The sequence below is a fragment of the Mesorhizobium sp. M0601 genome (assembly GCF_040320845.1).
GTDB lineage: Bacteria > Pseudomonadota > Alphaproteobacteria > Rhizobiales > Rhizobiaceae > Mesorhizobium.
The window spans coordinates 1-1,072 of the sequence record NZ_JAMYQK010000119.1 but is presented as its reverse complement, the minus strand read 5'-3'; the positions used below and the strand labels follow the sequence as shown (position 1 = coordinate 1,072).

The 1,072-nt window shown below is 56.6% G+C and carries 1 protein-coding gene; it reads right to left on the bottom strand.

The window, feature by feature from the left end:
* Nucleotides 1-1,018, bottom strand: a 1,018-nt coding sequence (locus tag NKI41_RS33120) for a M24 family metallopeptidase (RefSeq protein WP_352687265.1), incomplete at its 3' end; no start/stop codon positions are given.
* Between the last annotated feature and the right edge of the window lie 54 nt (nt 1,019-1,072).

The window sequence follows — 1,072 nt, the reverse complement described above, 5'->3', positions numbered from 1 at the left end:
TGCTCAGCGACTTCGCGCCGTTCTCGGTCACTCGGACAGTCTCACTGAAGACGTACCCGTCGTCCTTCTCAAAAATGCCGATGAGGACGTGGAAAGTCATGTTAGTTTCAATCACGGTGTCGTCGTCCGCCTGGAAGCTGCCTCCGCCGTCGACCCAACCGTGACCGATGGAATAGCCGCTCCTGGATTCTTTGCGCACGCCATAGGGTTTAAAGGCGCGCTGGAATGCTTGCCAAACATCGGAGCACTTAACTCCCGAGCGTATTGTTTCGACCTGCGCGAGGAAGCCGTCCAAAGCGGCTTGGTGTAGGTGCCGCGCCCGAGCGGTTGGCTCACCCAAAAATACCGTCCGTGCCAAGCCGCATGCATAGCGGTATCGGTAGGCACCAATCTCGAAATTCGTCTGACAGCCCATTTTATAGCGCGCCTCAGACCATAGAAGATGCGGCGCGTTGGCGGGGGAGCCAACCGGCATAGTGGGAAAGGCGCAAACACCTCCGGGGATTTCCGGAGTGCCTTTGACTAGAGCATTCACTATGGCGGCACCCACGTCGCATTCGCGCGCACCAGGAGCGATCTCGAGCCGGCCCACCTGCATGGCCCTATCGGTTATCTTTCCAGCCTGCTCCATGTAGGCGAGCTCAGCTGGTGATTTTACCGTCTTCAGTTTACCGATCATTCCATCGGCATCCAGGGCCTTCGATAAGTCCAATCTGCTGGAGAGCGCGGCATGGTCCTTCACTCCAAACGTCTTGGCCGTCAGTTCGACCCCGATGCGGCTCGACTTGGTGCGCTCGCGGACCAGGTCGCTAATCGGCTCCCACGCAGTCCGCTGACTCGATCCAATGTACTTCTCGGGATAACTGAGAATACGCGATTCAGGCAGATACGAGGTAGGCGTTGCACACAAAGTGTCGATTTCGCGCAAGATCAGCCACGGGTCTTCATCATCTTGACACACGAGAGCGAGCTGCGGAACGTACTCCGAGTAACCGTCATAGCCGGTCAGATAGTTCATATTATTCTCGTTCATGACAAGCAGCGCATCCATACCGTACTCTGCCATTTTCTG